The organism is Saccharopolyspora oryzae (genome assembly GCF_027853915.1).
GTDB lineage: Bacteria > Actinomycetota > Actinomycetes > Mycobacteriales > Pseudonocardiaceae > Saccharopolyspora > Saccharopolyspora oryzae.
Map to the genome: position 1 here is coordinate 1 of NZ_JAQGLA010000015.1, position 26,027 is coordinate 26,027.

The following is a 26,027-nucleotide window of genomic DNA, read 5'->3' on the forward strand; positions in this document are numbered from 1 at the left end:
GACCACCATCGCCGCTGACGACCCCCGACACCTCTCACTCCGAACCGAAACGCCGGTGCCGCTCCGAGGCCTCGGCGGACCGCGGCACGCATCAAGCAGGCAACGCGGAAGGCAGGAGATCCAACCCCGAACTTCCTTTCACCAGAAGGAGAGCCGCAATGCTGCGCAGCACCTTGCTGGCCGCCGCCCGTTCCCAGGGCGTGCGCCACCTCGTCGAGGCCAACCCGCTGACCAAGCCGGTCGTCAAGCGGTTCGTCGCCGGGACCACCCCCGAGGACGCGGTCACCGCCACCCGCGCGCTCCGCGACCAGGGCATGCACGTCACCCTCGACCACCTCGGTGAGGACACCCTCGACGCGCAGCAGGCCAACGACACCGTCCGCGCCTACGAGCGGATGCTCTCGGTGCTCAAGGCCGAGGGCCTGGCCGACCGGGCCGAGGTGTCGGTGAAGCTCTCCGCCGTGGGCCAGTTCCTGCCCAGCGACGGCGAGAAGATCGCGCTGGACAACGCGCGGCTGATCTGCGAGGCAGCGGCCGACGCGGGCACCACGGTCACCCTGGACATGGAGGACCACACCACCACCGACTCCACCCTGGGCATCCTCCGCGACCTGCGGGTGGACTTCCCGTGGGTCGGCGCGGTGCTGCAGGCCTACCTGCACCGCACCGAGCAGGACTGCCGCGACCTGGCGACCGAGGGTTCGCGGGTGCGCCTGTGCAAGGGCGCCTACTCCGAGCCGGCTTCGGTGGCCTACCAGGACAAGGGCGAGGTCGACCGCTCCTACGTGCGCTGCCTGAAGATCCTGATGAACGGCGAGGGCTACCCGATGGTGGCCAGCCACGACCCGCGGATGGTCTCGATCGCCACCGACCTGGCGGCCCGGGCCGGGCGCGACGCGGACAGCTTCGAGTACCAGATGCTGTACGGCATCCGCACCGAGGAGCAGCGGCGGATCGCGGCCGAGGGCGGCAAGCTGCGGGTCTACGTGGCCTACGGCGACGAGTGGTACGGCTACTTCATGCGCCGTCTCGCCGAGCGCCCGGCGAACCTGGCGTTCTTCCTGCGCTCCCTGATCACCCAGAGCTGACGCACCCCCGACGAGCAGGCCCGGCCCGATCCCCCTTCCGGGCCGGGCCTGTTCACGTGGGGATCGACACTTCCCGTTCGGCCGGGCCTTCCCCGCAAATACCCTGGAACGGCACGACCACGAGCGGGAAGAGGGATTTCGTTGAAGCCCAGCTACTTCGAACGGCTCGACGCGAACCGGTTCAAGCCGACCGCCCACGCCAGCGGCGCGTGGCGCAGCGACGAGCAGCACTTCAGCCCGCTGGGCGGACTGCTGGTCCACGCCATCGAGCGCTCGGTCGGACCGCGTCCGGGCCTGCTGATCAGCCGGATCAGCTTCGACATCCTGGGCAAGATCGACCTCGACGAGTTCGAGGTGCAGGTGGAGACGCTGCGCCCGGGCCGCACCATCGAGCTGGTGGAGGCCACCGCGATCATCGGCGGGCGCCCCGTGGTCCGCGCCCGCGCCTGGTACCTCTCCGCGCAGGACACCAGCTCCGTCTCCGGTGGCCAGCCCGAACCGCTGCCGCACCCGGACGCGCTGGAGCCCTGGCCGATGAGCTCGGTGTGGGACGGCGGGTTCATCGCGTCGCTGGAGGCCCGCACGGTCGGGGAACCGCAGCCCGGGCGCACCACGGCGTGGGTGTCGACCTCCTACGACCTGGTCGCCGGTGAGCAGGCCGGCCCGGTGGCGTCGTACGTCGCGCTCGTCGACACCGCCAACGGCATCGCCGTCCGCCAGCACCCGACGGAGTGGATGTTCCCCAACGTCGACCTGACGATCCACTTCCACCGCCAGCCGGAGGGCGACTGGACCGGCCTGGACACCGCGGTCATCTTCGGCGCCGACGGTCGCGGCATCACCAGCACAGTCCTGCACGACACCCGGGGCCCGGTCGGCCGCGCCGAGCAGATGCTCACCGTCCGATCCCTGAGCCAGTAACTCCGCCGCCGCAGGGGCTTCCGGAAGCCCCTTCAGGTGGTGCGGTGCCGGGCTCGGTGGTTGGCGACGTTGATCCTGTTCCCGCAGAGGTCCGGGGTGCAGTAGCGGCGGCGGCCCGCCTTGCTGGTGTCGACGAACGCACCTTCGCAGTCCGGCGAGGCGCAGTGGCGGAAGCGGTTGTGCCCCAACGCGCGCAGCGCTCCGAGCAGGCCGAGGCCGGCGAGTGCCGCGAGTTCGTCGACCAGGGGTGAATCCGGGGCTGTTTCCACCTGCCACTTCCACCGGCCGTCGGCGTCCCGGCCGAGGAGCGGGCCGATGCCTGCCCGTCGCACCAGGTCCGCTGCGCCTTCGGCAACCTGGTCTTCGTCCTCCGCGTCGAGGAGGACGCGCAGTTCCCGGCGGAGTTCGTGCACCTCGGCGAGGTCGTCCGCCGTCAGCTCCGCATCGACTCCGCGCTCGTCCAGGAATCTTCGCAGGTCAGGAAGCGCCGCCAGGGCTTCGCCCGCGATGCGGCGGACCTCCGGTGCGGTGTTGACCAGGTCGGTCGCGAGACCAGCACCCCTTGCGTAATCGTTGAAATCTATTTTCAAAGCTTACCTCGCCCGCTACGGTAACCGGTGAAACTCACTTTCACACCTTAGCTTGGAGGTTCGATGGGATCCACGACCTGGCGGCTCGACGGGCGGGTCCGGGTGTCCGGCGGCGAGGTCGCCACCGGCGTGTTCGGCGATGGGCCGCCCGTGGTCCTCGTGCACGGCACGCCCGCGTGGTCGTACCTGTGGCGCGACGTCGTCCCGGTGCTGGCCGAGCGGTTCACCGTGCACGTGTGGGACCTGCTCGGGTTCGGCGACTCGCGCCCGGACCCGGGCATCGCGCCGTCCATCGCGCGGCAGGCCCGGACGCTGGCCGAGCTCGTCGAGCACTGGCGCCTGGAGTCGCCCGGCCTCGTCGGCCACGACATCGGCGGCGGCACCGTGATGCGGGCCCACCTGGTCGAACAGGTCCCGGCCAGCCACCTCGCGCTGCTCGACGCGGCGGTGATCGGGCCGTGGAACACGCCGTTCACCGAGCACATGCAGCGCTACGCGGAGGCCTACCGGACGATGCCGCCGCGCGTGTTCGCCGACATCATCGCCCCGCGCATGCGCACCGCCGCGCACCGCATGTCCGACGCCTCCGCGGCGGCCTACCTCGAGCCGTGGACGGGCAGCGACGGGCAGCAGCGGTGGGTCGACCAGGTTGCGGCGATCAGCTTCGAGGACACCTGCGAAGCCGTCGCCCGCCTCGACGAGGTCACCGCGCCGACGCTGGTGCTGTGGGGTGAACACGACGAATGGCTCGTCCCATCGGTCGGAGATCGGCTCGCCGCGGCCATTCCCGGCGCCCGTCGAGCAACCGTTCCCGGTGCCGGGCACTTCGTTGCCGAAGACAACCCGCGGGATACCGCCGCTGAGCTGATCCGGTTCTTCGAGAGCCGTTCCTAACTCGTGAACGGCGATGGTCGCAAGAACCGCCACCGCCACTCACGACTCCACGAAACACCAGGTCAGGCCACCTGATAGCGAAAAAGTCAAGTCGCGACTGACACTGGTACCGGCAATTTGTCAAATTGCTTCGGTGAACTGCGTTTTTGGAAATGCCGGATTGTTTCCGGTACTGTTCGGCGCACGGGAAATCGCAGTCGGGGGTGTCTTGTGCCCTTCGACGACTGCTGGACGGAGGACCGACAATTTCCGCTCGACGATCCGGCATTCCAGACCGGTTGCAGGCGACGTTCCGCCCGGACCGAGCCGAACTCGCCCTCTGGGGCACGGCGGATCCCGCGAAAGCGGCGCGCGAACTCGGCTTCCCGAACGGCGGTGAGGACGAGCTGGCCACCGTGCTGCCCGACGACGGCGAGGTCGCGGCGGCTGATCTGCCCTCGGTCGTGGTGCCGATCGCCGACGCGCTCGCGCCGCTGGCCGCGCTGCCGTCCCCGGACCGCTGGCCCGCGTGGCAGCGGCCCGGGGATTCGCTGATCGCCTGGGGTGTGGCAGCGAAACTGGCGTTGGAGCACGTCACCGCCGGGCACCTGGTCCCCGACGTGCGCGGCGAGACAGCGTGCTGGCGGCTGGCGAACCTGCACGACACCCGGTTCGCCGCGCTGGCCGGCGCGATGCCCCCGGCCGCGCACGCGCTGCGCCGCGACGGCGGGATGTGGACCGCACCGGAGATGCTGGCCGCCTTCGGCGACACCGTCGCCGACACCTGCGCACGCGGCGAGGCGATCACCGACGCCGGAGCGTGGATCACAGCGCTGACCAGCCCGGATCCGACCGCGCAGCTGGACGGGACCACACGGTCCGCGCTGCAGGAATGGGCCCGGGAGCTGCCGTCGGACCCGGTCGAGCCGCTCGGCGGGAACCTCGAGCTCCGCCTGGAGGTCCCCGCTGATGACGACGAACCCTGGCTGGTGGGCTTCCACCTGCAATCCGCCGCCGAGCCGCGGGTTTCGGTGTCCGCCGAACGCGTCTGGTCGGCCGGCAACGCCACTTTGGAGCTGCCTGGCACCACCATCGGTGCACCGCAAGACGCACTGGTGCAAGGCCTGGCCGAGGCCGCGCGAATCTTCCGCCCGCTGGATGCGGCGCTGTCCGAGCAACGCCCCACCCGAGCGCGCCTGGACGCCAACCAGGCCGCCGAGTTCCTGGCGACCAGCCCGGAGCTGACCGCGGCGGGCATCGCCGTCGACGTGCCGAGCGACCTCGCCGGAGTGCGTCGGCTGCGCGGACGCCTGCACGCCGAGGACGGCGCGGAGTTCCGCTGGCAAGCCGTGATCGGCGACGAGGTGCTGCGCGCGGAGGAGCTCGACGAGCTGATCGCGCTGGGCCGTCCGCTGGTGCGCTGGCACGGCCGCTGGGTGAGCATCGACGTGCGGGAAGCCGAGGAAGTCCGCGCCAGGCTTGGGAAGGCCCAGGCGTTCTCGGAGTCCGAAGCCCTGGCCGCAGTGCTGGAAGGACGGCGGTCCACCGAGTTCGGCGAGGTCGACGTCTCCGCCGGTGGCCGCCTGCGAGCGCTGGTGGAACGCCTGGGCGAGCCGACGTCCGAACCCGTGCTGACCGGTGTCGATGCGACGCTGCGCAGCTACCAGCAGCGCGGTGCCGCCTGGTTGCAGAACATGGCCGAGCTGGGCTTCGGCGCGGTCCTCGCCGACGACATGGGTCTGGGCAAGACGCTGCAGACCATCGCGCTGCTGGCCGCCCGCGCCGGGGACCGACCGCAGCTGGTGGTGTGCCCGACGTCAGTGCTGGACAACTGGCAGCGCGAGCTCCACCGGTTCGCGCCGAAGCTCCCGGTGCTGCGCCACCACGGCCCGCGGCGCCCGCTCGACCCGGCCGCGTTCACGCCCGGATCCGTGGTCATCACCACCTATCCCCTGCTGCGCACCGACTTCCAGCTCCTGTCCGATGTGGACTGGGATGTCGTGGTACTGGACGAGGCGCAGCAGATCAAGAACCACTCCGGGCAGACCGCGCAGGCCGCCGGCCGGCTGCGCGCCCGCACCCGGGTGGCGCTGACCGGTACGCCGGTGGAGAACCGGCTCGCCGAGCTGTGGTCGATCATGCACTTCGCCAACCCCGGTCTGCTGGGCGGACCCGGCCGCTTCAAGGAGCGGTTCGCGGTCCCGATCGAGCGGTGGCACGACGCCGAGGCCACCCGGCGGCTGCGCTCGATCGTCGCGCCGTTCCTGCTGCGCCGCCGCAAGGACGAGGTCGCCACCGATCTGCCGCCCAAGGTCGAATCGGTGGTCACCTGCGCGCTGACCGACGAGCAGGCCGCGCTGTACCGGAAGGCGGTGCGCGACTCGCTGGACGCGGGCTTGGGCACCGGGATCGGTCGGCGCGGCCGCATCCTGAAGCTGCTGACCGCGCTCAAGCAGATCTGCAACCACCCGGCCCACTACCTCGGCGAATCCGGCCCGCTGCCCGGGCGATCCGGCAAGCTCACCCGCGCCGCCGAGATGCTGGGCGAGGTGGTCGCCGCCGGCGATCGGGCGCTGGTGTTCACCCAGTACCGGGTGATGGGCGAGCTGCTGGCCGGTCACCTGGCCGACGAGCTGGGCCTGCCCGAGGTGCCGTTCCTGCACGGCGGGCTGAGCACCGCGCGCCGGCAGGCGATGGTGGACGCGTTCCAGGACGACGACACCGCTCCCCCGGTGCTCATCATCAGCCTCAAAGCCGGTGGCACCGGCCTGAACCTGACCCGTGCCACGCACGTCCTGCACTACGACCGCTGGTGGAACCCGGCTGTCGAGGACCAGGCGACCGACCGCGCGCACCGGATCGGCCAGTCCCGCAGCGTGCACGTCCACAAGCTGGTCGCGCACGGAACCCTCGAGGAGCGCATCACCGAACTGCTGGAGCAGAAGCGCGCGCTGGCCGATTCGGTGATCGGCAGCGGCGAGTCCTGGCTGACCGAGCTGACCGACGAGGCGCTGCGCGAGCTCGTCGAACTGTCCACGGAGGACTGATGTCGAACAAACGCCCTTCGGAAGCAACGGCTTTCGGCTCCACCTGGTGGGGTCGGCGCTGGCGGCGCGCGCTGGAATCGCTCGGCGCCACCTACCCGAACCCCCGCCTGCCGCACGGACGTTCGCTGGCCCGCCACGGAGCCGTGCAGGACCTCGTCGTCGCCCCCGGATCCGTCACCGCCCAAGTGCACGCGCGCGGCAAGGTCCTCGACGTGGTGCTGACGCTGCCCGCTTTCACCGACGCGGAATGGCGCACGGCGGTCACAGCGCTGGCCGGGCAGCTCCGGCACGCAGCCGCGCTCCTGCGGGGCGAGCTGCCGGAAGACGTGGACGACACGCTGCGCGAAGTGGACCTCTCGCTGTTCCCGCGGACCGGCGAACTCGGGTCGACCTGCACGTGCCGCAGCCGCGCCGAACCCTGCGCGCACGCGACAGCCGTGCACTACGTGCTGGCACCCCGGCTCGACGACGACCCGTTCCTGCTGACCCGCCTGCGCGGCCGAGACCGCGACCCGCTCCTCGCGGACCTCCGCGCGGCCCGCTCCACGCCGGAGCTGGACCCGTCGACGCTGTTCACCGCACGCGGTGACCTCGCGGCGATCGAGGTGCACCCGCACCGACCCGACGACCGCACCCCCGAAGCGCTGCACCTCCTCGGCCCAGCGCCCGACGTCGACGAGCACACCTGGCAGCAGCTCATCGCCGCTGCGCAGCGAGCCCGCCGCCGCGCCTGGGAGCTGGCCGAGGGGTCGTGAGTGCGTAACAGTGTTCGAACACTGTTACGCACTCACGACCCGGCGCCGCCTAGTTCCGCTTGCGGTTCAGGAATTCGGTCATGTACTTCTGCGGTTCGCCGGTGTCGAAGGCGGTGCCGAACTCGGCGACGCTGTCCGCGATGGCCTGGTCGAGGGGAAGCGCTTCCCAGGAACGCAGCAGCTTCTTCTGCTGGCGCACCGCGGCCGGGCCGAACTCGGCGAACCGGCGGGCGGTGCGGGCCACCGCATCGTCGAGTTCCTCGAGGGCGACGACCTCGTTCACCAGGCCCCACGACAGCGCGGTCTCCGCGTCGATGTTCTCCGCGGTGAGCATCAGCCAGTCGGCGCGGCCGCCGCCGATCAGCCTGGGCAGCAGGGCCGCGTGGATCACCGACGGGATGCCGACGGCGACCTCCGGCATCCCGAACTTCGCGGTGCTGCTGCTGATCCGCAGGTCGCAGGCCGCCGCGACCTCCACGCCCACCCCGAGGCACCAGCCCGGCATGCGCGCGATCACCGGCGCCGGGAAGTCGCGAACCGCCTGGCACAGCCGCCGCAGGCCGTCGATGAACACCTCGGCGCTGCCCCGCTCCAACGTGGCCATCTCGGTGATGTCGGCACCGCCGATGAACGCCCGGTCGCCGGTGCCGCGCAGCACCAGCGCCCGGACCTCGGGCCGTTCGGCCAGCTCGGCGATCGCTGCGGTCACCTCGCCGCTGACCGCGCTGTTGACGATGTTGAGCACCTTGGCGTTGCGGATCGTGACCGTGGCGATGCCGTCGTCGTCCACCACGCCGGTCGCGTGCTCGGTGTTGCTGATCTCGTTCAAGGCCGCTCCGTCCACCGCTGGTCCGTCGCGGCCGACCCTAAGCGCCCGGACGCGCGGGAACCAGACCCATTTCGCAACGCTAACGACCGAGCGGCAGAACGCGCAGGCCGGACGAGCTCTCAGCGCATTTCTTCGATCCTCGTTTTGTCTTTGATGCGCCGCAGGCGCATAGCCCACCCTCGGCACTTGCACCGCCGCGGGTTCTCAGCGTTCGCCTGGCGAGGACGGCCCAGCCGCCGTGTATTGGCATACATAAGGCTGGGCACCCGCAGACCAGGCGGGCGCTGAGGTTCCGCTACCGGCACCGCCATGCAAAAGGAGTTCAAAGACAAGCACTCAGGGCTTGATGCCGACGGCGCCGTACATGTAGATCTGCTCGTCCGGGATCTCCTCGGCCTCGTCCGGGTGCCACCGGTGGACCAGCACCACTCCCGGATCGACCAGGTCGAGCCCGTCGAAGAAGGCCGTCACCTCGGCCGCGGTGCGGGCCTTGGTGTTGATGCCGCTGGACCGGTACGCGGCGACGCCGCTGTCGGTCACCCCGGGCGCGCTGTCCGCGGTCACCGTCGACAGCGCCAGCGCGCTACCGCTGGGCAGGGCGTCCAGCAGCCGGCGGACGACGCCGAGCGCTTCGGCTTCGTCCGGCAGGAACTGCAGGATCGCGATCAGGCTCAGCGCCACCGGCTGGTCGAGGTCGAAGACCTCCGCGAACTCCGCCGACTCCAGGATCTCGCCCGCATCGCGCAGATCCGCGTCCACGTAAGCGGTTCTGCCCTCGGGCGCGCTGGTCAGCAGCGCGCGGGCGTGGGCCAGCACGATCGGGTCGTTGTCGACGTAGAGCACCCGCGACTCCGGCGCGACGTCCTGCGCCACCTCGTGCAGGTTCGGCGAGGTCGGCAGCCCGGTGCCGATGTCGAGGAACTGCCGGAACCCGCGCTCGGCCAGGAACCTCGTTGCCCGGCACATGAATTCCCGGTTGGCCCGCATCGAGGTCCGCATGTGCGGTACGGCCCGCACGATCTCGGCGGCGGCGTCCCGGTCGACGGCGAAGTTGTCCCGCCCGCCGAGCAGGTAGTCGTAGATCCGCGCCGAGTGCGGCACTTCCGTGCGCAGGTCGACCGACTCGCCGGTCGACGATCCCGATCTGCTCCAGCTCATCCAGTCGCCTCCCCGAGGTGATCACGTCCCCTCCGCGCCGGAGCGTACCGATCCCGCCACCCGAGGTGACCCGGTTTTCCCGAAACCGCCGGACGACCAGGAGCCCAGCACGAAGCCCGTGAGTCCTTCGGGCTGCCATGGCGACCCAAAAGACTCACGGGCTCCGACGGAGGTGCCGGGGGGACGCAAATTCCATTGAAATTGGACGTCCGATTTCAATGGAATTTTGACTCCAGCGTGCCGAAGCGCGCCGCGGAGGTCAGGCCGCGACCGGCTGCGGCACCGCCGCTGGCCGCGGCATCGCCACCGGTTCGGCGACCGGCTCGGTCGGTTCGGCGACTGCCGGGGAGGCGACTGCCGGTTCGGGGAGTGCCGGGGAGGCGACTGCGGGTTCCGGGACCGCTGGGCGCTTGCGGTCCAGGCCGCCCAGGGCTGCGGCCAGGACGAGGCCGACCGCTGCGAGCCCCACGCCGACCAGGTTCGGGGCCAGCAGGCCGAGGCCGCCCGCGATCACCAGGCCACCGGCGTAGGCGCCGATGGAGTTGGCGATGTTGAACGCCGACTGCAGGGCCGCCGACACCAGCGACGGCGCGCCGCCCGCCTTGTCCATCACCAGGGCCTGCATGATCGGCGCGACCATGAAGCCGACGGCGCCGATGGCGAAGACCGTCACCGCTGCGGTGATCTTGTTGCCGGAGGTGAAGGTGAACACGCCCAGCACCGCGGCGACCCCGATCAGCGCGGCGTAGACGCCGGGCATCACGGCCTTGTCCGCGATCCGGCCGCCGAGGAAGTTGCCGACGGTCATGCCGAGCCCGGCCAGCGCGAGGACCAGCGTGACCGCGGTCGGCGAGTAGCCGGAGACGTCGGTGAGGATCGGGGTCAGGTAGCTCAGCACGGCGAAGGTGCCGCCGAGCCCGAAGGTGACGATGGCCAGCGCCAGCCACACCTGCGGCGAGCGGAACGCGGCGAGCTGCTCGCGCACCGCGGACCGGCCGGCAGCGGGTCGGCCCTGGTCGGGGACCAGCCGGGCGATGGCGGCGACGCCGAGGGCGCCGACCGCGGCGACCACGACGAAGGTGGCCCGCCAGCCGAACTGCTGCCCGAGCAGCGTGCCCAGCGGCACGCCCACGACGTTGGCCAGGGTCAGGCCCATGAACATCATCGAGACGGCCTTGGCCCGGTTGCCCGCGCCGGCCATGCTGGCGGCGACCACGGCCCCGGCGCCGAAGAAGGCACCGTGCGGCAGCCCGGTCAGGAACCGGAAGATCACGCCGACCCCGGCGCTGGGCGCCAGCGCGAAGAGCGCGTTGCCCGCGGTGAACAGGCCCATCGTCAGCAGGAGCATGGTCTTCCTGGACAACCGGGCGCCCAGCAGCGTCAACGCGGGCGCCCCGACGACGACGCCGAGGGCGTAGCCGGAGATCAGGTTCCCCGCGGTCGGGATGGACACTCCGAGCTCGGCGGCAGCCTGCGGCAGCACGCCCATCATCACGAACTCGGCGGTACCGATGCCGAAGGCGCCAACGGCGAGTGCGACCAGCGCGAAGGGCACAGTTCTCCTCTCGGGGAAGGACGGGAGTTGGTGGGGCCCAGCTCGCCGCGCTTCGAGGACACGACGAACTGGATCGATAAAGAGCGATTCCGCGGACCGGCACATCAGTCCGAGTGGATTCGAGCCCTCATCGGCGGCCCGGAACCCAGTCTCCGGGCCCACCCCCCGTGCCGTCCAGCCGAAACGAGGTGAACCGAAACACGCAGTAGTCACCCCTGGGAGACCACGTAACCCACACGAGCGATGGGTCAGGCGCCGGTCACTCCTCGCTGTCGCCCTTGGTGAGGCCCAGCACCACCTCGTAGGCCTGGCGGCGCGACCAGCCTGCCGAGTCCATCAGCGCCCGGGAGATCGTCTTCTGCGAGACGCCCTGGTCGAGCAGGGAACGGATCAGGCGGGGCGCGTCGACCTCGGTGTCCTCCCCCGCCCCGTCGACGGGCGCGATGCAGCAGTACACGTCGGCCGATCCGGACGGGAGCTCCGAGCCCAGCCGTGGCCGCTCAGAAGCATTGACGGGCAACGTCGCCACCCCGCGCTCCCCCGCGTCCTCGACGATCCCGGACAGCTGATCGGCGGCGCACCGGAAGACGACCGCAGCGTTCGCGTGCCGGCGGACGGCCTTGACGATGCCGCGCCGGTTGGTCTCGTCGACCAGCACCACCGGCGCCTGGCTCGACGACGTCGCGGCCACTGCCAGCTGCGCCGGCAGGCCGATCACCTCGAACGGCACGTCCGCGGTCACCAGCCGGGCGACCACGTCGCTGCGGGTGCTGCTCGAAGACACCACCAGAACCCGTTCGCCCTGTTCCAACGCAGCGCGGAGTCGCCCTTGGTCGGCCTTGCGCGCATCGATGACGGGCGCCCGGCGGTCCTCACCCCGCGCCGAGTCGACCAGGGAGCGCGCCGCCTGGTCCTCGACGACCACGGAGGAGGCTGCGGCGATCTCCACACGAAGCCGCAGAACGTCGCTTTCCCGAGCGTGGAAGAAGACGAGCCCACCGGCGACGTCGAAGTCGCGTTCCACCGTGATGTCCACTTCGGACTCCGGATCGCTGAGCCCGTCGAGCAGTTCACGGGGCAGCGTGCTCGCCGCCAGGTCCGCGTCGGTGGCCAACGTGTTCGCCATCCGCTCGGAGCTCCGCCGCACCACGGCCGTCGATCCCGGGCGCCACATCGAGTTCGCGACCGCGCGCACGGTCGCGCTGCGCTCCCCGGCGCTGATGGTGATCCGCACCGGCCCGGCGATCCCCGGCGCGTCGAGCTCGTGGACCTCAGCGGCGACCCCGACCACGCACGTCGCCCGCGGAGTGATCTCCGGGTCGACCGCGAACTCCAGGGTTTTCCCGTGCGTGGCGCGGATGTTCGCATGACCGCGGCACGTCATGCGCAGGAGCACGCCCGCCATCACGCCTTCCCGATGACGCCGGTGAGACCGAGCACGTCGAGTTCGTCGCGGGTCGAGCCCAGCCGCTTGGTCCACGAGGTGGCCAGCGCGTTCAGCTCCTCGGCACCGAAGTACCTGGCAGTGTCCAAGGTCCAGCCGCCCTCCGCGTAGTACGGCGCGAGCTGTTCCATCGCCGAGTCCGGCGTCGGCTCCGGGTGCTCCCCGACCTCGGGCACAGGCGGACGCCACGCGTGCAGGTTGAGCGTGACCAGGAACTCCGCGCCGGGCACGCAGAGCTTCGCGAGCCCCAGCAGCATGTCCGTGTCGGAGCCGAGCATGCCGCGCAGGAGGCTCCCCCACGGCATCAGCGAGTGCAGCTCCGTGACGCCGTGGATCTCGGACGGCGGTTTCTCGGCGGAGGCCCACACGCAGAGCAGGTTCGGCGCCCCGCCCTTGGCCGGGGACACCTTGGTCTTCCCGGCGACCTTCTGCATGTTGTCCTTGGCCGCGTCGAGCGCGATCACCAGCTTGTCCGGCTCCGCGCGCGCGATGTGGTAGGCGTGCTTGGCGTTGCCGGCACCGACGTCGAGGACGACCCCGGCGGTGTGCTCGTCCAACATCTCGTCGAACTGCTCCGCGGAGAACTCCACGACGTTCTTGCCCACAACCCTGCGCATGCGCCCAGTCTAGTTTCCGCGGTCAGCGCCCCATCCACCGGCGAAAAGCAACGCGCCACCGGTTCCAGCACTAAGGTGGCGGCCTGCCCGAGGAGGAGACGCGGTGGACAAGTACGACGTCAAGAAGACGCACAAGCGGCTCTACGCCCCGTCCGCGAAGGACTTCACGATCGTCGACGTACCCGAGTTCCGGTACCTGGCGGTCGACGGCCACGGCGACCCGAACACCTCACCGGCGTACGCGAACGCGGTCGCAGCCCTCTACGGAGTGGCGTACGCGCTGAAGTTCACCAGCAAGAAGACCCTCGACCGGGACTTCGTGGTCGCACCGCTCGAGGGCCTGTGGCGAGCGGACGACCCCAACGCCTTCGTCGCGCGCCGCAAGGACACCTGGGACTGGACGATGCTGATCAACCAGCCGGACTGGATCACCGACGACATGATCAGAACGTCCGCAGCCGCCGTCGCGAAGAAGAAGGACAACCCCGCCCTGGAGAGTGTCCACCTGCTCACCCTCACCGAGGGGACCTGCGTCCAGATCCTGCACAGGGGTTCCTACGACGACGAGACCCCCACCCTGGACCGCCTGCACAACCACTACTTCCCCGACCACGGCCTCACCTTCAACGGCGACCACCACGAGATCTACCTCAGCGACCCCCGCCGAACCCCACCCGAGAAGCTCAAAACCGTCCTCCGGCAGCCGGTGAAGGCGGTGTGACCGGTCGTGAGCGCGAAACCCGCCTCCACCCGGTTCTCGCGCTCACGACGTCGTCAGGCGGGCGCGGATCGGGTCGGGGACAGGAACGGGATGGGCGCGTCAGTGCCGTCGACGACCGCGTCGGCGGCTGCGGCGGCGAGCGCCGGCGCCATCTTGAAGCCGCGGCCGGAGCCGCCCGTGGCGACCACGACGCGGCCTCCGTCCCCGACGCGTCCCAGCACCGGGCGCTCGTCGGTCGTGTACAGGTCGGTGAACGCGTCCATCCGCAGCGGCTCCGGGCGCAGCGAGGTGAAGAACTCGGAGATGACCTCGCGGGCCACCTCGGTCTCCTCCCGGGAGTGCCGCCGGTCGAACGAGTCCGGGTCCGGTATCGCGCGGGCCTGCTGCGTTCCCCCGACCTTGACCGTCGCGCCGTCGACGGTGGGCGCCCCGTAGAGGAACAGGTCGTGGGTCACGCGGATGACCACGGGGTACACCTCGGGCCGGTACTGCGCGACGGCTTCGGGGGCGTACCAGCCCAGCGCGATGCGCCGCGGCTCGACCCGCGAGGCCCACTGCGCCGGGAGGAAGCCGCCGGACCACGCACCGGCTGCGATCACCACCTGGCGGACGCGCCAGGTCCGGTCCGCGGTGTCGATGTGCACGGCGTCCCGGCCGGGTCGGACCGCCACCACCGGCGAGCGGGCCACCACCTGCGCACCGCGCGCCCGGGCCACCTCGGCGGCCGCGAGGACGGCGAGGTCGCAGCGCACCATTCCCGCCGCCGCGTCGAACACGCCGATCTCCCCGTCGAGCAGGCGGTGCTGCGGATAGCGTTCCGCCATCTCGCCGGCGGACAGGACCTCGACCGGGACGCCCTCGGCGGCGGCGTTCGCCTGCAGGTCCAGGATCTGCCGCTGTTGCGGTGAGCCGATCGTGAGGCCCCCGCACGGCTCGAACAAGCGGTGCCCCGACTCCTCGCAGAGCCGCAGCCACGCCTCGCGCGATCGACGGAGCAGCGGGATGTAGGCCGCACCGTCGGAGTAGGCCACCCGGAACAACCTCGTCTCACCGCCCGCGGCACCGCGGTCGTGCCCGGGCGCGTGCTGCTCGAAGCCGATCACGTCGACTCCCCGACCAGCGAGTTCCCACATCACCAGGCTGCCGATGCTGCCGACTCCCACGACTGCGACATCCGCGTCCATCCGGTACCACCCCACCATCCGGCGGGCCCGCGCCCGCGAAGTTCCAGGTCTCCTCGGCGGAAGTGCGGAGCGCCCGCAGGCGCTCCGCGCGGTCCTCCGCTACTCGAGGTCGGCTCGCGGGATGACGCTGACGTACTCGCCCCGGGCGACGACCTCCGGCGGCTCGTGCACGACGCCCTTCGTCGTCTGGCCGCGACCGCCGGAATCCGTGCTGATCAGCTTCACCACCTCGACGCGCATCCGGCGGGACCGGTTCCCCTTCTGCACCAGCTCGCACCGCACCTCGATGTAGTCGCCGACGTAGCACACCGACGTGAAGTCGACGCCTTCCCAGCGGGCCAGGTATCCGGCGGACTCGCCGCGCAGCACGCCCAGCATCGCGCCCGCGTCGGACATCAGCTGCATGTAGTGCGCGGCCGGGATGACGCCCCCGGCGTACTTGGTGTCGTCGGCGCGCAGCCGCACGCGCAACGTGGTGCTGTTCACGTTGTCATCCATCGGTTTTCTCCTCGCCGTTGAAGAAGGTCACTCGGGGAAGTGGCACGCGACCGAGCGCGCCGCGGAATCCGACTGCTCGAGCGCGGGGTCCTGCGATGCGCAGATGTCCTGCGCCTTCCAGCACCGGGTGCGAAAAGCGCAGCCGGACGGCACTTTCGCGGGTGAGGGGAGGTCCCCCTCGAGCACGATCCGCGACTCCTGCGCGTTCGCGTCGGGGACGGGCACGGGCGCCGACGACAGGAGCGCCTTCGTGTAGGGGTGCTTCGGGTCGTCGTAGATGTCGTCGGTGGAGCCGTACTCCACGACTCGCCCCAGGTACATCACCGCGATGTAGTCCGAGATGGTCGCGACCACGCTCAGGTTGTGCGCAATGAAGATGTAGGCGACGCCGAGCTGCTCCTGCAGGTCCTTCAGCAGGTTGATCACCTGCGCCTGGATCGACACGTCGAGCGCGGAGACCGGTTCGTCGCAGATCACCACGTCCGAGCCCGAGGCCAGGGCGCGGGCCAGACCGACGCGCTGCAGCTGGCCGCCGGAGAGCTCACCGGGTCGCCGGTCCGCGAGGTAGTCGGGCAGACCGACGGCGTCCATCAGCTCTTCGGCACGTCGAACGCGTTCGGCGCGCGATCCCCGCGGACGCATCACGTCCAGCGGTTCGCGGATGATCTGCAGCACCGTCATCCGCGGGTCGAGCGAGGTGAACGGCGACTGGAAGACCATCTGCACGCGCCGCATCAACGCGTCCCGCTGGCGCCGCCCGACGCGGTCCACCCGCTGCCCGGTGATGGACACCGAGCCGCTGGTCGGTTCTTCCAGCCCGACCAGCAGTCGCGCCAACGTCGACTTGCCGCACCCGGACTCACCGACGACACCGATCGTCTTGCCTGCCGGGACGCTCAGCGAGACGCCCCGGACGGCTTGGACGAGGTCGCCCTTGCGGTGACCGGGATAGGACTTCACCAGGTCGTCCGCCGACAGCACCGGGTCCACCACCCGGTCCTCGGCGGCGATGCTCGCCTCAGCTGACAGCACGGAAGTTCTCCTCCCAGTATCGGCAGGCGGAGTCGTGGCCCGGCCCGACCGGTTCGAGGCCGACCGGAACCGACGCGCACTCGTCGCGCGCGTAGGCGCAGCGGGTGTGGAACCGGCATCCGCTCGGCCAGTTCGTCGGGCTCGGCGGCGAGCCGGGGATCGACACGAGGCGTTCCGAGCGGCGGTCCGAGCGGGGTACGGCGTTGAGCAGGCCTTCGGTGTAGGGGTGGCGCGGCGAGTTGAAGACGTCGCGCATCCCGCCGGATTCGACCACGCGGCCCGCGTACATCACCGCGACGCGTTCCGCGATCTCCGCGACGACGCCCATGTCGTGGGTGATGATCACGAGCGCCATGCCGGTCTCCTCGCGCAGATCGCGCAGCAGCTGCAGGATCTGCGCCTGGATCGTCACGTCGAGCGCCGTGGTCGGTTCGTCGGCGATCAGCAGGTCCGGGTCGAGCGCGAGCCCGGTCGCGATCAGAACCCGCTGCCGCATCCCGCCGGAGAACTGGTGGGGGTAGTCCTTGAGGCGCTCCGCCGCCGACGGAATCCCCACCATGTCGAGGAGTTCGACCGCGCGCTGCCGGCACCGCGCCGCATTCCACCCCTTCCTGATGCGCAGCGCCTCGATGATCTGGTAGCCGACGGTCAGCGACGGGTTGAGCGAGGACAGCGCGTCCTGCGCGATCAGCGCCATCCGGTCGCCGCGGATCTCGCGCAGCTGCCGCTTCGAGACGCCGGTCAGGTCCACCCCGTCGAAGGTGACCGTTCCCCGGATCCGCACCCGCCTGCTCTGCTGGTGCAGGCCCAGCACCGCGCGCATCGCCGCGGACTTCCCCGAACCCGACTCGCCGACGATCGCCACCGAGCCGCCGCGGTCGACCGACAACCCGAAGTCGTTCACCGCCGCGACCTCGCCCCGCGGGGTGGCGAATTCGACCGAGAGCTGCTCGACCACCAGCAGCGGGCCTTCCCCGCCGTGCTCCGGTGAGGTCATGTCCCCTCCTTTCCCGCGACGACTCGCTGGACGTTTCGCCCTCACTTGAGCTTGATGTCCTTGAGGAAGATTCCTTCGCCGAGTTCCGGCTTCCACTCCAAGCCGTCCCGGAGGCCGTACATGGCGTCCGCCTGCCACATGGCGCCCACGGCGTAGTTGTCGTGGATGACCTTCTGGGCCTGCTGCCAGAGCTCGCGGTTCTTCGCCTCGTCCGTGGTCCGGTTGGCCTGGTCGGACAGCGCGTCGTACTCGGGGAGCCGGGCGATGCTGGAGGTCGCGGTGGTCTTGATGAAGGAGTCCAGCTTGCTGGCGTCCTCCTCGCCGAAGTCCCAGCCGATGATGTAGAAGGGGCCCGCGCTGCCGCTGGTCATCTGGTTGATCAGCCGGGCCCACTCGACCTTCTGCACCGGCCTGGTTCAGCTGCTGGTTCATCGCCTCGTAGATCTGCTTGTCGGCCGGGTACCGGCCTTCCGAGGTCTTGGTCTCGACGGTCAGCTTGTCCGGGAATCCCGCTTCCTTCAGCAGTTCCTCGGACTTCGCCGGGTCGAAGGAGTACGGCTGGATGGAGTTGTCGTACTGCTTGACGTTCGGGCTCATCGGGACGCTGAGCGCCCGCCCGTGGCCCTTGAGCAGTTCGTCGACGATGCCCTTGACGTCGACGGCGTGCACGAACGCTTCGCGCACCTTCGGGTCGTTGAACGGCGCTTCGCGCATGTCGAGGAGGACGGTGTAGACGAGCCCGTTGGGGCTGGAGGCGACGTGCACGCCGTCCGCGTCCTCGACGTTCTGCACCTCCTCGACCGGGATCCGCTCGATCAGGTCCACCTCGCCCGCGCGCAGGGCGTCGACCCGCGTCTTGGACTCCGGCACGAACGAGTAGGTCGCGCCCTTCACGTCCGGTTTCTCGCCCCAGTACTCGGGGTTCTGGGACAGCGTCACCGACTGGCCCTTGTTCCAGGCGTCCAGCTTGTACGGACCGGTGCCCACCGGCTTGTCCGCGACGGTGCCGAAATCGGACTCGCTGAAGTACTTCGGCGGCACGATGTAGACCCGGCCGGTGCCGCCGTTGGGCTGCATCCGCAGCGGCAGCGAGGGATTCGGGTACTTGGTGACGATGTCGACGGTGTCGTCGTCGACGACGTTGACCTGCGCGATGGACGAGATCTGGCTGGCGCTCACCGACGAGGTCGTCTTCGGGTCCAGGATGCGCTCGATCGAGTACTTGACCGCCTGGGCGTTGAACGGTTCCCCGTTGGTGAACTTGACGCCCTGGCGCAGCTCGAACCGCCAGGTCGTGTCGTTGACCAGGTTCCACGACGTGGCGAGCTTCGGCTTCAGCTGGTGCGTGGTCGTGTCCATGTCGAGCAAGGTCTCGTAGATCTGGTTCATCACGGCGAGGTCCGGCCCGCTGGACGAGCGCTGCGGGTCGAGCATGTCCACCCCGGCGCTCAGCGCGACCTTGATCGTGCCGTTCCCGCTACCCGCCGAGCTGTCCTCGACCGAGCACGCCGCGGTGCCCGCGGTGAGGGCCGCGGCAGCGACCGCCGCCGCGAGCCTTGTTCTGCGTCTCATCTGGAATCTCCTTGGTGTGCGGAAGTTTCTAGGAACCCGCGTGCGGGTCGAAGCGGTCCCGGATCGCTTCGCTGATGATGTTCACGCTGAGCACGAGCAGGAAGATCGCGACTCCGGGGACGACGGTGATCCACCACGCCGAGGCCATGTACTCGCGTCCGTCGCTCAGCATTTCTCCCCAGCCGGGGGACGCCGCCGGCGCCGAGAGCCCGATGAAGCCGAGCCCCGAGATGATGACGATCGCCGTGCCGAACGCGAGGCTCCCCAGCACGAGGATCGACGAGACGACGTTCGGCAGGACGTGCCGCAGGACGATCCGCCAACCCGATCCGCGCATCACGCGCACGGCGAGGACGTACTCGAGCTGGCACACCCGGCGGGTCTCCACCTGGACCACCCGGGCGATCTCGACCCAGGACGCGAGTGCGACGACGAGGACGACGAGCCAGAAGCTCGCGCCCAGGATCCCGACGACGGCCAGGGCGAGGAGGAAGAACGGGAAGGACAGCTGGAGGTTGGTCAGCAGGACGAGGAGGTCCCCGAGCTTGCCGCCGCGGTAGCCGCACACCAGCCCGAGCAGGGCGCCCACCGCCGTGCCGATCGCGACGGCGAGGACCGACTGCAGGACGATCGTGTGCGCCCCGGCCAGCACCAGGGACCAGATGTCGCGGCCCAGCGCGTCGGTGCCGAAGACGTGGGTCCCCGCGGCCGTTTCGCTGCCCGGCGGCAGGAACCGGCTCCTGATCTGCTGCTCGCCGGGATCCATCGGGGCCAGCCGGTCGCCGAAGAACGTGATGACGGCGAAGCCCAGCAGGACGATCGCCGCGATCGCCGTGAGCACCCGGTTGCGCAGGGCGCCGCGAAGCCTGCGGACGCTCTCCGATGCCCCGGTGGGTGCGCTCGCTCGAATGGTCGTGGTCATCGAGTTCTCCTCACGCGGCTGTTCTCAGCCGCGGGTTGGCGGCGCGGGCCAACACCTCGGTCAGGACCGTGACGATCGCGAAGATCACGGCGACGTAGACGACGATTCCCTGGACCACCGGGAAATCGCTCCGGCTGATCGACCGGACCGCCAGGGTGCCGATCCCGGGCCAGGCGAACACGGTCTCGGTCAGCACCGCGCCGCCGAACAGGCTGCCGAACTGGACCCCGCCCAGGGCGAGCACCGGCAGCAGTCCGTTGCGGAGCACGTGCACCGTCAGCACCCGGAACTCGCCCGCCCCCTTGGTCCGGGCGGTGTCGACGTACGGCATCGGCAGCACGTCGAGGACCGAGGCGCGGGTGAGCCGCGCCATCTGCGGGAAGAGGAAGAGCATCAGGTTGACGGTCGGCAGGATCAGGCTCGCCACGCCCACCGTGCCGAACGTCGGCAGCCAACCCAGGTTGACCGCGAAGACCTGCAGCAGCAGGAGCCCCGACCAGAAGGCAGGCACCGAGTTCCCGACCACCGCGACCGCCTGGACCAGGCGGTCCAGGACGCCGCCCCGGCGAACCGCGGCCAGCGTGCCCAGCGGAACGGCGACCAGCACCGTCAGCACGAACGACGACACCGCGAGGATGGCCGTGTTCGGCAGGTACCTCAGGACGACGGCCGACACCGAGGAGCTGTCGAAGTAGGAATCACCGAGATCGCCTCGCACCGCCCCACCGAGGTAGGCGAGGTACTGCTCCAGCAGCGGCCGGTCGATCCCCAGCTGCGACCGCAGCTGGGCGCGCTGTTCGGCGCTGGCGTCCTGGGGCAGGATGAGACCGGTCGGGTCTCCGCTCATCCTGGCGAGGACGAAGGTGAGCGTCAGCGCGCCGAAGATGACCACGATCCCGATCGCGATGTGCTTGACCAGCAGTTTCGTCATGGCTGCGCAGACCTCGGGACGCGAGGGGTCGGCTGGTAGTACTCGGCCCGCCACGCGGCTGCCCGCTTCGGGCCGTTCGTCTCGACCTGCCGCTTGAACTCCCTGGTCACCTCGTCCTCGAAGGAGGACAGGTGGACCACGGTGTCCACCCAGCTGTCCATGTGCGCGACCATCCCGGCGGTCTCGTACACGCGGTTGATCCCCTGCTTGGTGACGCGCAGCGCACCGGAGGGGAGCTTGCGCAGCCGGTCGGCGACCTCGTGCACGCGTTCGTCGAATCGCTCGTCGGCGACGACCTCCGACACCAGGCCGATGCGGTGCGCTTCGGTGGCGTCGAACCGATCGCCGAGCAGCAGGACTTCCTTGGCCTGCTTGTGGTTCATCATCCAGGGCACCATGAGGAACGCGGCGCCGTCGCCGAACTGGATCTCCGGCTCGCCGAGCTCGCAGGACTCCGCCGCGATGGTGAAGTCCGCAGGCAGCACGAGTTCGAAGGCACCGGCGAGGCAGTACCCGTGGACGGCGGCCACGACGGGCTTGGGCGAGTTCCAGATCGCCCAGCGGACCCGGTTGGAGCCGGAGCGGAGCCGGTCGATCTTCGACTCGACGTCCGAGTCGGCCACCTGGTGGGCCAGGTCGAAACCGGCCGAGAACGCACGTCCCTTGCCGCGCAGGACGATCGCGCGGCAGCTGGCGTCCTGGGCGGCCTGCTCGACCAGCCGCCCGATCTCGTCGTACATCGGGTAGGTGAGCGCGTTGAGCTTGTCCGGATTGTTCAGCCAGATGGTCAGCACGCCTTGCGACAGCTCGCTGATGACCCGTTCATCGGACATCGTGGACTCCTCGTGCCGGCTCGGATTCGAGAACAACTGCGGCGTCCGCGGCCCGGAGGTCGCTTCCCACCGCCATGAGCGGGTTGATGTCGACGCTCTCGACGGACTCGTCGGCGCGGCACATCTCGTGCAGCGCGGTGACCTGGCGGTGGAGCTCCTGGAGGTCGACCGCTGGTCTCCCCCGCCAGGCGCCCAAGTAGGCGGCCACCGGCGATCGCTCGATCGCGGCGGCGAACTCGGCAGCGTCGAGCGGCGGGATCAGCACGGCGACGCGCGCGGCCACCTCGGTCAGGACGCCGCCGACGCCGATGACGACGGTGTGGCCGAAGGTCACGTCCTTGCGGATGCCGAGCAGGAGCTCTCGGTCCCCGGTGATCTGCTGCGACACCGTGCAGTCGACCGCCCCGCCCGCGCCGGGGATCGAGCTCATCTGCTGGAACGCGGCCGCCACCTCGTCGGCCGTCGTCAGGCCGAGCCGGACGCCGTTCACGTCCGACTTGTGCGCCACATCGGTCAGCTGGGCCTTCAGGACGACGGGGTACCCCATCGCGTCCGCTGCCGCCACCGCTTCTTCGGCGGAGGACACCAGTTCCTGGCGAACCGCGGGAACCCCGGCGGCGGCGATCTTCTGGAGGGATTCGTGCTCGGTGAGCGTGAATCCCGAACCGGCGCCGGGCTGTCGCGGATCCGGTTCGGTCCTCTGCAGACCGTCGAGTCGCGCCAGGAAAGCGCCGCGCTTCTGCAGCGCCGCCAATCCGGCTGCGGCTTCCGCGAGCGAGCCGTAGCACGGCACACCGCTGCGGCGCATCTCGGAGAACGACTCCTCGAAGTCCTTCGCGAAGGGCGTGTAGAAGACGATCGGCTTGCCCAGTTCTCGTTGCAGAGCGGCGAAGAGCGGCGCCGCGGTCCGGAACGTGAGCCCGTTGTCGTCGACCAGGCCCGGACGCCAGCCCTCGCCGTACAGCCCGTAGCTGAGACCGCCGTGGAACTCCGGTTTGCTCAGCGGGTAGCGCATCAGGGTCTGGAACAGCGTGAGGTCCTCGGTGAACCCGCCGGTCATGTCCACCGGGTTCGACATCGGGGCCCACGGCGGCAGGTACCCGCCGAAAGTGTCCTTCAGCTCCTGGTCGAAGGCCGGGACCGTCAACCCGGCACGTTCGACGGCGTCGGTGCCGACCGTCGAATGTCCGCCGCCCGAGCCGACGATCGCGACGTTGCCGCCCTTCATCGGCGGGCAGCGCAGCAGCGCCTCGACGACCGCCACCACGTGGTCGAGGTCCCGGACCTGCACGATCCCGGCCTGCTCGAACGCCGCGTCGTAGATGTCCTCGGCCGCGGACAACCGCGAGGTGTGCGAGGCGGCCGCGCGGCGGCCGGCGTCGGTCACGCCTCCCTTGATGGCCACGATCGGCTTGCGGGCGGCTACGGCGCGGCACCGCGCGATGAAGTCGGGACCGACGTTCTCCTGCAGGCTCTCCAGGTAGAGCAGGATGATCTCCACCGCGTCGTCCTGCGCCATGTGCTCGACGTAGTCGGCGACGGGGATGTCGGCCTGGTTGCCGAAGCTGACGAACGTCTGGAAGCCGAGATCGTGCCGCTTGGCCACGTCGAACACGCTGAGCGCGATGTTGCCGCTCTGCGAGGCGAATCCGATCGGCCCCGGGTCGAGGCTCTCGACGTCCGTCAGGTTCATCCGGCTGCCGGTGCTGAACACGCCCATGCAGTTCGGACCGACGACGCGCATGCCGAGCTCGTTGCAGCGCGCCACCATGTCGCGCTGGACCTCGGCACCATCGGAGCTCATCTCGGCGAAGCCCGCCGTGAACACGATGCCGACCTGGACCCCGGCCTTCGCCGCATCGATCATCGCCTGCGGTGTCGCCTGCGCGCCGACCGCGCCGAAGACCAGGTCCGGCACTTCGGGGAGGTCCGCCACCGAACGGTAGATCTGCTCACCGTCGACGACGCCGCCGTTGCGCCCCACGGCGTACGCGCGGCCTTCGAACCCGTTCTTCCGGAGCCGGTCGAGGAAAACGTTGCCGCTCCGCCTCGAGCTCGCCGAAACACCGATGATCGCAACGCTTTTCGGGGCAAACAGAGCATTGAGGTAATGACCCACCGGGATTCTCCCTGTCCTCATCGACTGGAAAGTCTGACCATGTCTTTCACCCAGGCCGCCGCGCGTTCGAGGGATTCCTCCGCGATGCGTTGCGCGGTTCCGGAATCCTGCTGCTCGATCGCGCGAGCGATCTCCTTGTGGTTCGCAAGTCCCCAATCCGCCGAGTTGGGCTCGGTGTAGAGGGGGAGGAAGGTCTGATAGGCGCGGGCGATCGCGTCCGTGGTGACCATGTACAGGTACCGCAGCACCGGGCTGTGCGCGGCCTCCGCCAATGCGTGGTGGTATTCGAGGTCCGCTTCGAGCGCGGCGACCCGGTTCGCGGCCCTTTCGGCGCGCTCGAGCGCTGCACGGATCTGAGCGAGATCATGCTCGGTCGCCCGCTCGCACGCAAGCAGGATCACGTGCTTTTCCAACAGAATTCGTGATTCGTAGAGCGAGGAACAATCCGGGTCCTCGGACGTGATGTCGACGAGCGAGTCGTCCGGAACGTGCCCCGGGGCTTCCGCCGTGACGAAGGTGCCCGCGGTGCTCCGCTCGAACAACCGCATCAAGGTGAGCGCTTTGACGGCTTCCCGCACCGTTCCCCGAGCAACTCCGTAGGACTTGGCGAGCTCCATCTCGTTGGGGAGCTTCGCGCCCGGCACGAGCTCGCCGGCGGCGATCTTGCCGCGCAGATCGGCCACGATGTCGTCCGACAGGGTTCCTCGTTCCAACCGAATCCACTTCGCCACCTCGAGCGCCCCTTCGGCTTTCGACCACCGGTGAACCGGTCATCGGACGTAGGGTTGTCCTACAACGCGGTGCGCGATTGCGCCGCCCCGCACCGGAAAACCCGGTTCGGGACCGATTTCGAACTGGATCAGCTCCGCTCAGCCACCGGCTGCGGGAAGCTGGATCGACTGCGTTTCCAGGTACTCGGCCATGCCGTGCACGCCGAGTTCCCTTCCGTATCCGGAGAACTTGAACCCGCCGAAGGGCGCGGCCGGGTTGAAGGGCGCGCCGTTGACGTCGACCTGCCCGGTGCGGATCCGCTGGGCCACGCGCACGGCGCGGTCGGTGTCCTGCGACCAGACCGAGCCGCCGAGCCCGTACCGCGTGCCGTTCGCGATCTCGACGGCGTGGTCCTCGTCCTGGTAGCCGATGATGGACAGGACCGGACCGAAGATCTCCTCCTGCGCGATGGTGGACGCCGGGTCCACATCGGTGAACACCGTCGGCCGCACGAAGTAACCGCGGTCCACCCCGTCCGGTGGCACCTCGCCACCCACGAGCAGTCGCGCGCCCTCGCTCAAGCCGGTGCGGATGAACTCCCTCACGCGTTCCCGCTGCCGATCGCTGATCACCGGCCCCATGCGCGTCCCGTCGTCGGCCGGATCCCCCACCGCGTGCTTCGCCGCGGCCGCCAGCGCCAGCTCGTTCACGCGTTCCAGCTCGTCGACCGGCACGAGCATCCGCGTCCACGCGTTGCACGCCTGCCCGGAGTTGAAGAACGCGTTCGCGACGCTGACCTTCACGGCCGTCGGGATGTCGGCGTCGGGAAGGACGAGACTCGCCGACTTCCCACCGAGTTCGAGCGTCACGCGCTTGACCGTGCGCGCGGCCGCGGCAGCGACAGCCCGCCCGACCTCGACGGATCCGGTGAACGAGACCAGGTCCACGTCGTCGTGGTCGACCAGCGCTCGACCGGCCGCCGGCCCGCCGGTGACGACGTTGAACACCCCGTCCGGCAAGCCGGCATCGGTCAGGACCTCGGCGAGGAGCAGCGCCGACAGCGGGGCGAGCTCGCTGGGCTTGAGCACCACCGAGGCACCGGCCGCCAACGCCGGGACGACCTTGCTGGTCACCTGGTGCATCGGGAAGTTCCAAGGGGTGATGGCCGCGACGACGCCCACCGGCTGCTGGACGACCAGCGAGTTCCCGAGCTGCTCCGCGAAGGGGCGCGATGCGAGCAGGTCGGCCGTCGTCGAGGTGACGGTGATCGGCAGCTGCGCGTGCACGGACCGGGAGATCCGGATCGGCGCCCCCAATTCGGCCGTCACGAGCTGGGCGATCTCCTCCCGGCGGTCTTCGAGGAGCTTGGCGACCCGGCGCAGCAGCGCGGCCCGGTCCGCCGGGGACGTGGCAGCCCACCTCCCGAACGCCGCACGCGCAGCCCCGACGGCGCGGTCGACGTCGTCAGGTCCCCCGTCGGCGACGGTCGCGATGACGCGCTGCGCAGCCGGGTCCTCCACCTCGATCGACGGCCCGCCAACGGGTTTCGCCGCACCGCCGATGAACTGGCCGTGTTCGGGAACTGGCACGAGCCCCTCCCTCCAGATGTGATCGCGGTCATGCAATTTCT

At 70.1% G+C, this 26,027-nt stretch carries 22 protein-coding genes; 6 read left to right on the forward strand and 16 right to left on the reverse strand.

Annotation, left to right across the window (positions count from 1 at the left end):
- The first annotated feature begins 158 nt into the window (after positions 1–158).
- Both OU415_RS12835 and OU415_RS12840 read left to right on the forward strand, forming a co-directional pair.
- Entirely contained in the window at positions 159–1,088 is a 930-nt protein-coding gene (locus OU415_RS12835; RefSeq protein ID WP_270948919.1) for a proline dehydrogenase family protein, read from the forward strand.
- Between the two features lie 141 nt (positions 1,089–1,229).
- Positions 1,230–2,009: a thioesterase family protein gene (locus tag OU415_RS12840; RefSeq protein ID WP_270948920.1), complete on the forward strand. Its 780-nt coding sequence runs from the start codon at positions 1,230–1,232 to the stop codon at positions 2,007–2,009.
- 32 nt (positions 2,010–2,041) lie between these two features.
- Here the strand turns inward: OU415_RS12840 and OU415_RS12845 are convergent, their stop codons facing one another.
- Positions 2,042–2,599, reverse strand: a complete 558-nt coding sequence (locus OU415_RS12845) for a CGNR zinc finger domain-containing protein (RefSeq protein ID WP_270948921.1) — start codon at positions 2,597–2,599, stop codon at positions 2,042–2,044.
- A gap of 63 nt (positions 2,600–2,662) precedes the next feature.
- Here OU415_RS12845 and OU415_RS12850 point away from each other — a divergent pair, with 63 nt between their 5' ends.
- The 3 genes from OU415_RS12850 to OU415_RS12860 all read left to right on the forward strand — a co-directional run bounded on the left by OU415_RS12850 (position 2,663) and on the right by OU415_RS12860 (position 7,274).
- Positions 2,663–3,493, forward strand: coding sequence for an alpha/beta fold hydrolase (locus OU415_RS12850; RefSeq protein WP_270948922.1), 831 nt, complete (start codon positions 2,663–2,665; stop codon positions 3,491–3,493).
- 278 nt (positions 3,494–3,771) lie between these two features.
- Entirely contained in the window at positions 3,772–6,519 is a 2,748-nt protein-coding gene (locus OU415_RS12855; RefSeq protein WP_270948923.1) for a DEAD/DEAH box helicase, read from the forward strand.
- The gene (locus OU415_RS12860) at positions 6,519–7,274 is read left to right on the forward strand and encodes an SWIM zinc finger family protein (protein WP_270948924.1); all 756 of its coding nucleotides are present in this window, start codon (positions 6,519–6,521) and stop codon (positions 7,272–7,274) included. Before OU415_RS12855 ends, OU415_RS12860 begins: the two co-directional genes overlap by 1 nt.
- A 49-nt stretch (positions 7,275–7,323) precedes the next feature.
- On the opposite strand, the gene OU415_RS12865 is transcribed toward OU415_RS12860, so the two are convergent.
- The 5 genes from OU415_RS12865 to OU415_RS12885 all read right to left on the reverse strand — a co-directional run bounded on the left by OU415_RS12865 (position 7,324) and on the right by OU415_RS12885 (position 12,877).
- Entirely contained in the window at positions 7,324–8,103 is a 780-nt protein-coding gene (locus tag OU415_RS12865) for an enoyl-CoA hydratase (protein ID WP_270948925.1), read from the reverse strand.
- 336 nt (positions 8,104–8,439) lie between these two features.
- Positions 8,440–9,261 carry an SAM-dependent methyltransferase gene (locus OU415_RS12870; protein ID WP_270948926.1) on the reverse strand — a complete coding sequence of 274 codons (822 nt, stop codon included), beginning with the start codon at positions 9,259–9,261 and terminating at the stop codon, positions 8,440–8,442.
- A gap of 259 nt (positions 9,262–9,520) precedes the next feature.
- Positions 9,521–10,816: an MFS transporter gene (locus OU415_RS12875; protein WP_270948927.1), complete on the reverse strand. Its 1,296-nt coding sequence runs from the start codon at positions 10,814–10,816 to the stop codon at positions 9,521–9,523.
- 259 nt (positions 10,817–11,075) lie between these two features.
- Positions 11,076–12,221, reverse strand: a complete 1,146-nt coding sequence (locus OU415_RS12880; RefSeq protein WP_270948929.1) for a DUF371 domain-containing protein — start codon at positions 12,219–12,221, stop codon at positions 11,076–11,078.
- Entirely contained in the window at positions 12,221–12,877 is a 657-nt protein-coding gene (locus OU415_RS12885) for a hypothetical protein (RefSeq protein ID WP_270948930.1), read from the reverse strand. Before OU415_RS12885 ends, OU415_RS12880 begins: the two co-directional genes overlap by 1 nt.
- 103 nt (positions 12,878–12,980) lie before the next feature.
- Here OU415_RS12885 and OU415_RS12890 point away from each other — a divergent pair, with 103 nt between their 5' ends.
- On the forward strand, positions 12,981–13,598 hold the full coding sequence (locus OU415_RS12890; RefSeq protein WP_270948931.1) for a GyrI-like domain-containing protein: 618 nt from the start codon (positions 12,981–12,983) through the stop codon (positions 13,596–13,598).
- A gap of 53 nt (positions 13,599–13,651) precedes the next feature.
- Here the strand turns inward: OU415_RS12890 and solA are convergent, their stop codons facing one another.
- From solA to OU415_RS12940, 10 genes are all read right to left on the reverse strand, one after another.
- Complete coding sequence (gene solA, locus OU415_RS12895; protein WP_270948932.1) at positions 13,652–14,782, reverse strand: N-methyl-L-tryptophan oxidase; 1,131 nt, start codon at positions 14,780–14,782, stop codon at positions 13,652–13,654.
- Between the two features lie 99 nt (positions 14,783–14,881).
- Positions 14,882–15,280 carry a hotdog fold domain-containing protein gene (locus tag OU415_RS12900; protein WP_270948933.1) on the reverse strand — a complete coding sequence of 133 codons (399 nt, stop codon included), beginning with the start codon at positions 15,278–15,280 and terminating at the stop codon, positions 14,882–14,884.
- Between the two features lie 27 nt (positions 15,281–15,307).
- Positions 15,308–16,312 carry an ABC transporter ATP-binding protein gene (locus OU415_RS12905; RefSeq protein ID WP_270948934.1) on the reverse strand — a complete coding sequence of 335 codons (1,005 nt, stop codon included), beginning with the start codon at positions 16,310–16,312 and terminating at the stop codon, positions 15,308–15,310.
- The gene (locus OU415_RS12910; RefSeq protein ID WP_270948935.1) at positions 16,299–18,881 is read right to left on the reverse strand and encodes an oligopeptide/dipeptide ABC transporter ATP-binding protein; all 2,583 of its coding nucleotides are present in this window, start codon (positions 18,879–18,881) and stop codon (positions 16,299–16,301) included. Before OU415_RS12910 ends, OU415_RS12905 begins: the two co-directional genes overlap by 14 nt.
- 28 nt (positions 18,882–18,909) lie before the next feature.
- Positions 18,910–19,803, reverse strand: a complete 894-nt coding sequence (locus OU415_RS12915) for an ABC transporter permease (protein WP_270948936.1) — start codon at positions 19,801–19,803, stop codon at positions 18,910–18,912.
- A 10-nt stretch (positions 19,804–19,813) separates the two neighbouring features.
- Positions 19,814–20,734 carry an ABC transporter permease gene (locus OU415_RS12920; RefSeq protein WP_270948937.1) on the reverse strand — a complete coding sequence of 307 codons (921 nt, stop codon included), beginning with the start codon at positions 20,732–20,734 and terminating at the stop codon, positions 19,814–19,816.
- Positions 20,731–21,567 (reverse strand): enoyl-CoA hydratase/isomerase family protein, encoded by an 837-nt coding sequence (locus OU415_RS12925; RefSeq protein WP_270948938.1) that lies wholly within the window; start codon positions 21,565–21,567, stop codon positions 20,731–20,733. Before OU415_RS12925 ends, OU415_RS12920 begins: the two co-directional genes overlap by 4 nt.
- The gene (locus OU415_RS12930; RefSeq protein WP_270948939.1) at positions 21,557–23,707 is read right to left on the reverse strand and encodes an acetate--CoA ligase family protein; all 2,151 of its coding nucleotides are present in this window, start codon (positions 23,705–23,707) and stop codon (positions 21,557–21,559) included. Before OU415_RS12930 ends, OU415_RS12925 begins: the two co-directional genes overlap by 11 nt.
- Positions 23,704–24,369 (reverse strand): FadR/GntR family transcriptional regulator, encoded by a 666-nt coding sequence (locus OU415_RS12935; RefSeq protein WP_270948940.1) that lies wholly within the window; start codon positions 24,367–24,369, stop codon positions 23,704–23,706. The genes OU415_RS12930 and OU415_RS12935 overlap by 4 nt, the downstream gene beginning before the upstream one ends.
- 186 nt (positions 24,370–24,555) lie before the next feature.
- Positions 24,556–25,986 carry an aldehyde dehydrogenase family protein gene (locus OU415_RS12940; RefSeq protein ID WP_270948941.1) on the reverse strand — a complete coding sequence of 477 codons (1,431 nt, stop codon included), beginning with the start codon at positions 25,984–25,986 and terminating at the stop codon, positions 24,556–24,558.
- Positions 25,987–26,027 lie beyond the last annotated feature (41 nt).

Excerpts from the sequence above, each read along its gene's own strand:
- OU415_RS12835 (WP_270948919.1), top strand. The coding sequence starts at position 159 with ATGCTGCGCAGCACCTTGCTGGCCGCCGCCCGTTCCCAGGGCGTGCGC.
- OU415_RS12850 (WP_270948922.1), top strand. The coding sequence starts at position 2,663 with ATGGGATCCACGACCTGGCGGCTCGACGGGCGGGTCCGGGTGTCCGGC.
- OU415_RS12860 (WP_270948924.1), top strand. The coding sequence starts at position 6,519 with ATGTCGAACAAACGCCCTTCGGAAGCAACGGCTTTCGGCTCCACCTGG.
- OU415_RS12870 (WP_270948926.1), bottom strand. The coding sequence starts at position 9,261 with ATGAGCTGGAGCAGATCGGGATCGTCGACCGGCGAGTCGGTCGACCTG.
- OU415_RS12880 (WP_270948929.1), bottom strand. The coding sequence starts at position 12,221 with ATGGCGGGCGTGCTCCTGCGCATGACGTGCCGCGGTCATGCGAACATC.
- OU415_RS12885 (WP_270948930.1), bottom strand. The coding sequence starts at position 12,877 with ATGCGCAGGGTTGTGGGCAAGAACGTCGTGGAGTTCTCCGCGGAGCAG.
- solA (WP_270948932.1), bottom strand. The coding sequence starts at position 14,782 with ATGGACGCGGATGTCGCAGTCGTGGGAGTCGGCAGCATCGGCAGCCTG.
- OU415_RS12900 (WP_270948933.1), bottom strand. The coding sequence starts at position 15,280 with ATGGATGACAACGTGAACAGCACCACGTTGCGCGTGCGGCTGCGCGCC.
- OU415_RS12910 (WP_270948935.1), bottom strand. The coding sequence starts at position 18,881 with ATGAGACGCAGAACAAGGCTCGCGGCGGCGGTCGCTGCCGCGGCCCTC.
- OU415_RS12915 (WP_270948936.1), bottom strand. The coding sequence starts at position 19,803 with ATGACCACGACCATTCGAGCGAGCGCACCCACCGGGGCATCGGAGAGC.
- OU415_RS12920 (WP_270948937.1), bottom strand. The coding sequence starts at position 20,734 with ATGACGAAACTGCTGGTCAAGCACATCGCGATCGGGATCGTGGTCATC.
- OU415_RS12925 (WP_270948938.1), bottom strand. The coding sequence starts at position 21,567 with ATGTCCGATGAACGGGTCATCAGCGAGCTGTCGCAAGGCGTGCTGACC.
- OU415_RS12930 (WP_270948939.1), bottom strand. The coding sequence starts at position 23,707 with ATGAGGACAGGGAGAATCCCGGTGGGTCATTACCTCAATGCTCTGTTT.